Annotated in this window: 11 protein-coding genes and 3 pseudogenes; 3 read left to right on the forward strand and 11 right to left on the reverse strand. The window is 57.3% G+C overall.

What is annotated here, in order from left to right:
- Positions 1-140: 140 nt before the first annotated feature.
- The 8 genes from CTATCC11996_RS08480 to CTATCC11996_RS08510 all read right to left on the reverse strand — a co-directional run bounded on the left by CTATCC11996_RS08480 (position 141) and on the right by CTATCC11996_RS08510 (position 5,829).
- Positions 141-641, reverse strand: a complete 501-nt coding sequence (locus tag CTATCC11996_RS08480; protein WP_003071665.1) for an SRPBCC family protein — start codon at positions 639-641, stop codon at positions 141-143.
- 323 nt (positions 642-964) lie between these two features.
- Entirely contained in the window at positions 965-3,298 is a 2,334-nt protein-coding gene (locus CTATCC11996_RS08485) for a heavy metal translocating P-type ATPase (protein ID WP_003071670.1), read from the reverse strand.
- Between the two features lie 3 nt (positions 3,299-3,301).
- Entirely contained in the window at positions 3,302-3,544 is a 243-nt protein-coding gene (locus tag CTATCC11996_RS08490; protein WP_003071673.1) for a DUF2933 domain-containing protein, read from the reverse strand.
- Positions 3,545-3,628: 84 nt separating this feature from the next.
- Positions 3,629-3,922: a heavy-metal-associated domain-containing protein gene (locus CTATCC11996_RS24905; protein WP_003071675.1), complete on the reverse strand. Its 294-nt coding sequence runs from the start codon at positions 3,920-3,922 to the stop codon at positions 3,629-3,631.
- 50 nt (positions 3,923-3,972) lie between these two features.
- Entirely contained in the window at positions 3,973-4,641 is a 669-nt protein-coding gene (locus CTATCC11996_RS08495; RefSeq protein WP_003071677.1) for a methyltransferase family protein, read from the reverse strand.
- A complete protein-coding gene (locus CTATCC11996_RS08500) occupies positions 4,638-4,895 on the reverse strand; it encodes a DUF2933 domain-containing protein (protein ID WP_003071679.1) in 258 nt (85 codons plus the stop codon). The genes CTATCC11996_RS08495 and CTATCC11996_RS08500 overlap by 4 nt, the downstream gene beginning before the upstream one ends.
- Before the next feature lie 25 nt (positions 4,896-4,920).
- Entirely contained in the window at positions 4,921-5,394 is a 474-nt protein-coding gene (locus CTATCC11996_RS08505; RefSeq protein WP_003071682.1) for a hypothetical protein, read from the reverse strand.
- Positions 5,395-5,484: 90 nt separating this feature from the next.
- Entirely contained in the window at positions 5,485-5,829 is a 345-nt protein-coding gene (locus CTATCC11996_RS08510; RefSeq protein WP_003071684.1) for a copper-binding protein, read from the reverse strand.
- A 388-nt stretch (positions 5,830-6,217) separates the two neighbouring features.
- On the opposite strand from CTATCC11996_RS08510, the pseudogene CTATCC11996_RS26575 reads away from it, so the two are divergent.
- From CTATCC11996_RS26575 to CTATCC11996_RS24915, 3 pseudogenes are all read left to right on the forward strand, one after another.
- Positions 6,218-6,325: pseudogene (locus tag CTATCC11996_RS26575) on the forward strand (hypothetical protein); the annotation flags it as partial.
- Between the two features lie 23 nt (positions 6,326-6,348).
- Positions 6,349-6,590: pseudogene (locus CTATCC11996_RS26580) on the forward strand (IS110 family RNA-guided transposase); the annotation flags it as partial.
- Between the two features lie 12 nt (positions 6,591-6,602).
- Positions 6,603-6,809: pseudogene (locus tag CTATCC11996_RS24915) on the forward strand (IS3 family transposase); the annotation flags it as partial.
- Positions 6,810-6,901: 92 nt separating this feature from the next.
- On the opposite strand, the gene copD reads toward CTATCC11996_RS24915, so the two are convergent.
- The 3 genes from copD to CTATCC11996_RS08525 form a co-directional block, all read right to left on the reverse strand.
- Positions 6,902-7,828: a copper homeostasis membrane protein CopD gene (gene copD, locus CTATCC11996_RS08515; protein WP_003075125.1), complete on the reverse strand. Its 927-nt coding sequence runs from the start codon at positions 7,826-7,828 to the stop codon at positions 6,902-6,904.
- A gap of 4 nt (positions 7,829-7,832) precedes the next feature.
- Complete coding sequence (gene copC / locus CTATCC11996_RS08520; protein WP_003075128.1) at positions 7,833-8,219, reverse strand: copper homeostasis periplasmic binding protein CopC; 387 nt, start codon at positions 8,217-8,219, stop codon at positions 7,833-7,835.
- A gap of 108 nt (positions 8,220-8,327) precedes the next feature.
- Positions 8,328-9,285: copper resistance protein B (locus tag CTATCC11996_RS08525; protein ID WP_238532402.1), on the reverse strand; the 958-nt coding region annotated here is incomplete at its 5' end.

Raw genomic sequence — 9,285 nt, forward strand, 5'->3', positions numbered from 1 at the left:
CTACCTCCTGGTAGTCCAAGTTTTTGTCCGCATCCCCCTCCGGCAATTCGCGATCGTGCCAGCCGCGCTCCAAGCCAATCACCAGACCGACAGCAAGCGCAGCAACCAGGCCCGGTGCGCCCGGGGAAGATCGTAGCCGTTCATCGATGCGCTCCATTGGCGGCCTGCGTAGCCGCCTGCAGCATCTTGCGCACGCACCAGTCCGCGTAAGAATGTCCAAAGAGCCTTCCAAGCCATCGCTGCCCCTTAGCCGAAGGCAGGTTGTAGTCGATCCAGACCCGCAGCCTCGTGCGGTGACCGCCTGGAGCAAAGTCGAAGCCCATGCGGTAGCTGCCGATCACCAACAGTCTCGGCTCACCAAGGGTCTCCCACGTCTTGTGGTGTTGGGGTACCCGTTCGACAACGGCTTCTTCCAGCCGCAAAGACATACCGAGAACGTTGCCGGACATGCGGATGACCGAACCCACGGCCTGGCCGCGTAGTTCGTCCGTTTCAGTATGAATCATCCCCCAGGCTAACATGGCTGAGCGCTTCCCCATGTGCGCCGCCAGTCGGGATGGATCGTCCAGTAGCGGGAACAGCACCCCCGGGGACGCTGCCAGCGTGGCGGTCACCTCGCGATGAAATTGGTAAGTACCCATCGCGGGGAGGCTAGAGAATTGGTCTGCTGCGTAATGCCTTGAAGAGGGACATCAATGGTCGTCATGTATTTCAATGCCTTGGCTGACTTGAGTGACTTTGGGTGCGCCATGCCAAGCGGCACTGGCGGCGGACATCCGCGCGCCTACGTCAAGGCGTGATGCCGATGCCTTCGGGGGCTCGCCAAGGCGGTCGGTGGTAGATCCTCTGCTTGGCCGTTGCGTCTTTGCACCCCTGCTCTCCTGCCCCCCCCGCCGCGGTGCTTTGAGAGGTCCGAGGTTTTTGTGGTGAGGCGGGGGGGTCATCACTCCTCCGAACTACGGGGTCATTTTTTCCCGCGCCGCAAACGCAGGGCATTGAATATCACCGAGGCCGAACTCAGACTCATGGCCAGCGCCGCGATCAGCGGGGACAACAACCATCCAGTGAACGGGTACAGCACGCCTGCCGCAATCGGCACCCCAATGCCGTTGTAAACAAAGGCGAACAGGAGGTTCTGGCGCATGTTTCGGACCGTGTCAGTGGAGATATCACGCGCCGCAGTGATTCCGCGCAAGTCGCCTTTGACGAGCGTGACCTGCCCACTGTTCATGGCCACATCGGTTCCCGTGCCCATGGCCACGCCGACATCGGCCTTGGCCAACGCAGGCGCATCGTTGATACCATCGCCGGCCATCGCGACAATGCGGCCCTCTTTCTGGAGCCGCTCCACAAGCGCCAGCTTGTCGGCGGGCTTGACTTCGCCATGCACCTCGTCGATTCCCAGTTTGGCGCCCACTGCCTTGGCCGTGGTCAGGCCATCGCCAGTTGCCATCACGATGCGCAAGCCGCTGGCGTGCAAATTTTGAATAGCTTCCCGCGTGGTGGCTTTGATGGGATCGGTCACGGCCAAGATTCCAGCCAGTTGTCTGTCCACGGCCAGATGCATCACGCTGGCGCCTTCATTGCGCAGACGCTCGCCATCGATCTTGAGCGCATCAGTGGCCACGCCCTCCTGCTGCATCAATGCGGTGTTGCCCAGCACCAGATGCTTCCCATCGACGATGCCGCGCACACCGATGCCGCTGCTGGATTCGAAATCAAGCGGCTTGATCAGTTCCAGGCCCTTGGCGCGTGCTGCGCTGACGATGGCCTCTGCCAAAGGATGTTCGCTGCCTTGGTCCAAACTTGCTGCAAGGCGCAGAACTTCGTCCGCTGTATAGCCGGGGGCGGCCACTGCGGCGTCGAAAGCGGGCTTTCCTTCGGTCAAAGTTCCGGTCTTGTCCACAATCAGCGTGTCCACCTCGCGCATTTTCTCGATGGCGCCAGCATCACGGAACAGCACTCCCTGTGTCGCAGCTCGCCCTGTGGCCACCATCACCGACATGGGCGTGGCCAACCCCAGCGCACAGGGGCAAGCGATGATCAGCACGGCCACTGAGTTAATCAAGCCAAAAACCCAGCTAGGTTCCGGACCGAACCAACCCCAGACAAAAAAGGTGGCAATGGCGATGAGCACCACCACGACCACGAATTTGCCTGCGACCACGTCCGCCATTCGCTGCATGGGCGCCTTCGAGCGCTGGGCATTGACCACCATCTGAACAATCTGCGACAGCATGGTGGCCGTACCGACTTTCTCGGAACGCATCACCAATGAGCCACTGGTGTTCATCGTGGCACCAATCACCTTGTCACCAAGGCGTTTTGTCACTGGTACAGGCTCACCGGTCAGCATGGATTCATCAACCGCACTGCTGCCTTCGGTCACAACGCCGTCGACCGGCACTTTCTCGCCGGGACGAATGCGCAGCAGATCCCCGACATGAACATGGTTCAACGGTACGTCTTCTTCGCTGCCGTCCACATTAATGCGGCGTGCGGTCTTGGGTGCCAAACCGAGCAGCGCCTTGATGGCCGCAGAAGTTTGTGAACGGGCCTTCAACTCGATGATCTGGCCCAACATGGTCAGCGAGATGATGACCACTGCCGCCTCATAGTAAACAGCCACACGCCCCATGGAGATAAACGAATCTGGGAACACGCCCGGCGCCAGAGTGGCCACTAGGCTGTAGAGAAAGGCCGCGCCCGTACCCAGACCAATCAAGGTCCACATGTTGGGGCTGCGATGGATGAGGGACTGCCAGCCGCGAGCGAAGAAGGGCCTGCCAGTCCACAACACGACAGGTAAGGACAGCACCAGTTCAATCCAGGTTTGCACTTTCATGTCAAACAATCCGAGGCGATGGCCGAACATGGCAAGGACGGTGACGATGATCGTGAGCGGCAGGGTCCACCAGAAGCGGCGCTGAAAATCCTTCAACTCATGGTTGTCTTCCTCGTCCAGGGGAATGATGGGCTCCAACGTCATGCCGCACTTGGGACAGGTGCCAGGATGATCCTGCCGCACCTCGGGGTGCATGGGGCAGGTGTAGATGGTGCCGGCCGTCTTTGGCGCAGTGTCCTCGGGTGCTATAGATACAAGGTACTGCAGCGGCTTCGCCGCGAACTTGCTTTGGCACTTGGCGCTACAGAAATAGTAGGGCCGCCCTTCGTGCGTCAATTGGTGTTCAGACTGCTCCGTGACGGTCATGCCGCACACCGGATCCTTCAGCTCCGATCCCGGGACTGGCGCGGCTGGAGGGTGACTGCCGTGATGATGGTGTGCATGCATGTCCATTGATTATTCCTTGTCGCTATTGGTGCGCTGGGGCGTCTGCGCATGGTTGCCATGGCCGCCATGGCCGTGCATTAGGTGCATCAGCGGACAGGCGAGGAGCAACAGGTAGGGCCAATAACCCAGAACATGGCCCCAGTGCTCTCGCAGCAGGTAAAAACCGGCGATCAAGGCCGCCGTTGCCAGCGCCAAGCCGGATGGACGGCGCCAGAACGATGGTGCATGGGAGTCGTTGTCAGGCTGATCCATGGCGTTGCTCCTTCAGAGTTACCAAAAAAGTACGGGGGTGCGGAATCGCCCGGCCGATCAATCCGCAATCAAATGCCGTGGCCGTTATCGGCAACCACAGCCCCCCGTGCCGCCACTGTGGCAGCCCGATGCTTTAGGCTGCGAAGTCGCAGCGGGACTGGACGCGTCTGTGGCCAACTTCGCGGGGTAGCCCGCATCCGTCAAGGCCATCAACAAAGGAGCGCTGCCCTGCGCCAGTTCCCCACTCACCCGGACACGGCCAGATGGGAGATCGACCTCCACCCCGCGGACCCCCGGTAGCGGCTGCAATGCCTTTGTCACGTGCTTAACGCATGAACCACAGCTCATGCCCTCGACTTGCAGATCAACCATACTCATATTTCAAACTCCTAAAAAATGAAGCGTGTACCGCCGGGAAGAAATCCAGATCATCTTTTTGATTCGGAGTCATTCGTCGACTCGGACTTGCCCATGCGAGGAATAAACCGGGGTGTTTGCTGGGCGTAGCTGTCGTACTCAGCACCGAATTGTTTGCGCATTTCGTTCTCTTCGGTGATTGCGAGACGCCCGTACATCAGGAGCAAGACAGGGAACATGACCAAGGTCAACAACGTGGGCCACTGCAGCAGGAAGCCCAGCAGAATCATCACGAAAGCAACGTACTGCGGATGGCGAATGCGTGCGTAGGGGCCTGCTGTGGCGAGCGACTGGCGACGCTGAGCGTGGTACAGCACATTCCACGCGGTGGACAACAGGTAGAAACCATAGCCCAGAAAAACGTAGCTAGCGATGTGCAGCACGCCAAAATGCGGGTCACCTTTTTCTCCCAAAAGGGTAGACCACAGGTGACCCGAGCTGTGGGAGAGCAGATCCAGGTTAGGGAATTTGGTTTGCAGCCAGCCCGACAGCAGATAAATCGTCAACGGGAAGCCATACATCTCCACGAACAAGGCAACGACGAAGGCTGCGAATGCGCCAAACGTCCTCCAGTCACGTGCCGTCGCGGGCTTGAAAAAGCTGAACGCAAACATGATGAAGATCGCTGAATTGATGATGACCAGCGACCACAGGCCATAAGCGGATTCGGTATGGTTCATCGTGAATCCCCTTCATTGCGTGATTCGGTAGTTTTCTTGGCATCAGGCTTGCTCTGGCCATGTCCGCCATGCATGAAGACATGCATCAGCGGGCAGGCGAGGAGCAGGAGAAAAGGCAGCGCCCCGACGACATGCGCGAGGTGTTCGGTCAACAGGAAATATGCCGCCACGCCGCCTATCACCACGAGGCCGATGGCATAGCGAGAACTCCAGAAGCTGGGGGGCGACTCGTGCCCGTCGTGTTGATGGTTCATGGTGACTCCCAATTCGGTGGATGCGTTACTTGGTCATCGAGGCAGGCAGACGATCCAGCATCATCTGCATCATGGACTCCATCATTTGCATGCGCTTTTCCATCATCTGATGGCGCTCGGCCATGTTGGCGGGCATGCCCTTGCCACCTTGCATACCACCCATGCCCTGCATGCCTGCGCCCATCTGCTGCATCATTCCCATGCCGTCCTGCATAAGCTTCATGTGCTCGTCCATGAGCGCCTGCCGATCTTCTGGCGTTTTGGCCACCATCATCTTTTCGTGCATCGCTTGCATGGCCTTCATCTGCTCGTCCATCTTGGCCATTCCAGCCATTTGCCCCGCACCCGTTGGCTTCGCGGCCGCCTTCATTTGCGAGGGCGCAGGCGATGTGCTTCCTGCAGGGTGATGGGCCTTGTGCTCATCGGCGGTTTGCGCCATCACGCTCAGCGAGGCTGAAGCGATACAGATACCAACCAGGGTATGGCGAATTTTTGACATAGTGTTCTCCTTCTTACGGTGAAAAAACCGTCGCAGTCAGCATTCAACCCATACGTCCGCGACGACACAGCACGCCCGAGCAGCGTGTTCTTACTGAACGGGCTGAATGTCACTAACAACCATCTTCCCGCCCTCGTTGACGACCATGAACTTGACCTTGTCGCCGGGCTTCACTTTGCCCAGCAGACTCTTGTCTTTTGCGGTGAACACCATGGTCATGCCGGGCATGTCCATGTGCTTGATTTCTCCGTGCTTGATGGTGACCTTGCCAGTTTCCTGATCGATCTTCTTGATTTCGCCGTCGGTCATGGATGCCGATGCTTGGGACATATCCATCTTGCCGTGATCCATCATGGTCTGGGCGAAGCTGCCTATAGGCATAAATGTAACCATGGCGAGGGCGAAGACGGCAAGAATGTTTTTGATGGTGTTCATGACTCCCTCAGGAATGAGAGTAAAAAAAGTGGATTACTTCTTGGCCATTTTGACGGCACCCTTCATGCCAGCCTCGAGTGACCAGACATCAGGCACGCGCAGTTGGCAGTGCCCGCCTTCTTGGCGAATTGCCAGATGATCTCACCTTGCTGGCCAGGGGTCCGCGTGACCTTGCTGGGCACATCACGACGAATGATCGATCTCATGAAAGGGATTCTGAAGAGCAAACATGTCAGGAACCTGTGCGTCAAATTACATATTTGTTATCTTCATGTCAGGCATACAGAAACTCGTCAAACTCACGTCTACGCCAGATAGCGGAGAGTGACCTTGCCCCTAAAAAGGGGAGTTCTTAGTTTTGTACAAAATCTCGCTAAGGAGCCAAGAGATGACGTCAAAGCAAGTGCGTGCGCAATACACGCAAGACTTCAAGTTGGAAGCCGTCAGGCAGGTGCAGCAAGGACAGTCTGCGGCTGCTGTGGGCAAGATTCTGGGCATCCCCAAAGCCAGTTTGGCTAACTGGGTCAGGCAAGCGGCTCTGGGCCAATTGGAGGCTGCTCATCCTCAGGCAAGGTCCAGCGTCATCGGCTCAATCGCCAGGCCAACAACGCACTGCGAAGTGACGCCCGCACCCTGCAATACGGCGCACTGGCGAAGGACTGTCAAAGAAGGAGATTCATCGTTGCCTGAAACGCTACATCGTCCGGGAGCTATACCCGCTCATCCTGGCTGACTTGAAAGACTCTGAATCTTCTGCTTGACATAGGAGCGTCAACGCCCCCACAGAAAGCTTCTGGGGTCGACTGAAAGCAGCCAGTGTGCATGGTCAACGGTTCGTCACCCGTGAGCACGCCAAGCAGGCCGTGATGGACTGGATGGCCTTCTACAATCACCGACGACTGCATTCGTCGCCGGGCTACCTTAGCCCAATGCAGTACGAGCAACGCTGGTACGAGGCACAGCCTAAAAAGGCCGCGTAATCTGGGAGCTAAGAACTCCACAAAACAGGGGCAACATCAACTTCTGCTAAGCGCAGCTCCCGCATCTGCTGTCGGTGGTTGATCTCGGAGGATCAAATTCCTTTTGGGGAAAGAATCCCTAACCAAGCCACGCACGCCAAAACCAGAACTGCAAGTATTGCCTCCATGAACAGGCTCTGGCGTAGCTTAGCGACTGCTTGTGCACGATTTCCTGAGCTCAACGATGCCTCCAGAGTTGGACTAAGCCTGAACCGATTTGCCGCCGCCAAAGCAAGCATTCCGAGAACCAGCATTAGTTTGCCTAACAGCAACTGACCATAGAGTGTCGAAACAAGCGGATCAAGCGAAGGCCCTGCGATCAATACGTAGTTGAGTACGCCACTGATCGACAGAACGACCACGATCAGCGTCCCGACCTGGGCGAAGCCATTCGATGTACGGCTCAATATCGCAACTGTGTTCGATGTCGTATTCGCACTGCTTGCGGCTAAGATCAAAAACGCGAGCAACGCACCGACCCACGCACCTGCGGCCCAAAGGTGCGCGATGTCCGAAGCCAGGTGGAGGTATCCGAGCATTCCATCGTCCATCGCACCATGGCAAGCCCAGGCCAGGGTCGCCAGTGCCACACCGCTAGATACGGACATGGTGACAAAGCGCACCGTTGGATTGAATTTCACCAATGTGATCAAGATGCAAAGCACAAGCGCAAGAATACGAATGCACCAAGCTAGACCCATGTGGGTGCCGGTGATGAGCATCTCGAAAACATGCGTTGATAACTCGGCATATGTTTGCGCACCGGACATTGCCTTGGCAAGGACTGTCATGCTGACCACAGACAAGGCAATTCCGATTGCTGCAAATGCACCGACACATAGTCGGTAAAAGCGCGCAATTGCCAAGGATCGCTCGTCATGGCCAAGGGCATAGACGCCAAACATGGCGACGCCAAAGGCCGCTGCCATGTCGAGATAAAGCGCAAGACGCAATACGATGGTGAACCAATCCTCGGCCATTTGTTTACTTTACCTGAAATGTGACATTGCCATTGATAGGGTGTGTGTCTGATGACACGGCACGCCAATCCACGCGATATGCACCTGGTTGAAGTGCTTGCGCGGGAGTAATGACCATGGTTTTTCCATCGCTAGCGCCAGAGACGCTTGCGCTGACCTTCATTGCGCCGTGATTCGGCATTCCGGGCATGCCCGTCATGGTCAAGTTCGCAGCCGAGAACTGAGGAACCAGCGTCTCAGAAAATTTCAACTCAATCGTTGCAGGTGCCGCGACCTGCGACTTATCCGCAGGAGAGGAGGAGACTAACGAAGGATGTGCGAATGCAGCAGAAGCGAACACTGTTGCGGCGATTGGCGCAATGAACTTAGCGACCAGGTTTGAGCGGTTCATGAGGACTCCTATCTAAATGTGATGGTGGTTTGAAAATAGATGTCGAATCTAAGTCTGTAGAGTTGGCGCCCCCAAGGACGCGCCAACTAGGAAGGGGCATTACTCAGGCTAGAACCAGAAGCGGACACCGGCCACCCAACGTGTTTGCTGCGCACGGCCACCTTCTGCGCGAACGAGGTCTGCGGTACGTCCGAAACTTCCCGCACGTTCGACACCGATATAGGGTGCGAACTGGCGGCTGAACTCATAGCGCAGACGCAGGCCAGCAGATGCTTCGGCGAGGCCCTTGCCGATATGGCGCTCTGGATCATCCTTGCCGTAAAACTGCATTTCAGCCCTAGGCTCAAGAATCAGGCGCTGAGTCAGCAATAGTTCGTAGCTTGCATTTAGGCGAAGCGCAGTTCTGCCGCCACTACCAGCATAGGCTGTGGCCTCCAACTCGAACCAGTAAGGGGCTAGGCCCTGTACACCAAATGCCAGCCATTGACGGCTAGGTCCCACTCCGTTGTCTAAGCGCAGACCAAGCTGCGTATCCCAGTAGGTTGTGACCGCCCGGCTCCATAGCAGCTCGGTGCGAGACTCTTCGAGCTTTCCTTTGGCGACGTCACCTTCTGCCTTCAAGACAGCTTTGTTGTATGAGGTCCCATACCATGCTTGCAAGTCATAGGCTGTTGAATCATCACCTCTGCGTGAAAAACGGCGTTCCAGGGTCTCGCCACGCAGCGAGGCAAAGGTATGCTCGTCCGCAAGCATCAAGCGCGGGACGCCAGGCACAGCGTAATCGCCCGATCCCAAGGTCAACCCATTGGAATACCCATGAGGGTCGCGAGCATCTGGAGGTGCAGATCCCCCTTGCATCTGCATGCTGCCGTGATCCATCGCAGGGCCGCTTGCAGCGCTGCCAGTCATAGCACCATGACCTGCATGTGGATCAGCTGCAGTTGTGGCAGGGCTTGCCGGCGCTTCCATTTGCATATCCGCTTGGCCATGCGATGAATGGTCGCTTTGCGCTTGGGCCGCAATGCTCACTAGAGCGATGAGCGCAGTGGACAATGCACGGATGGGG

The sequence above is a fragment of the Comamonas testosteroni ATCC 11996 genome (genome assembly GCF_000241525.1).
GTDB classification, from domain to species: domain Bacteria; phylum Pseudomonadota; class Gammaproteobacteria; order Burkholderiales; family Burkholderiaceae_C; genus Comamonas; species Comamonas testosteroni.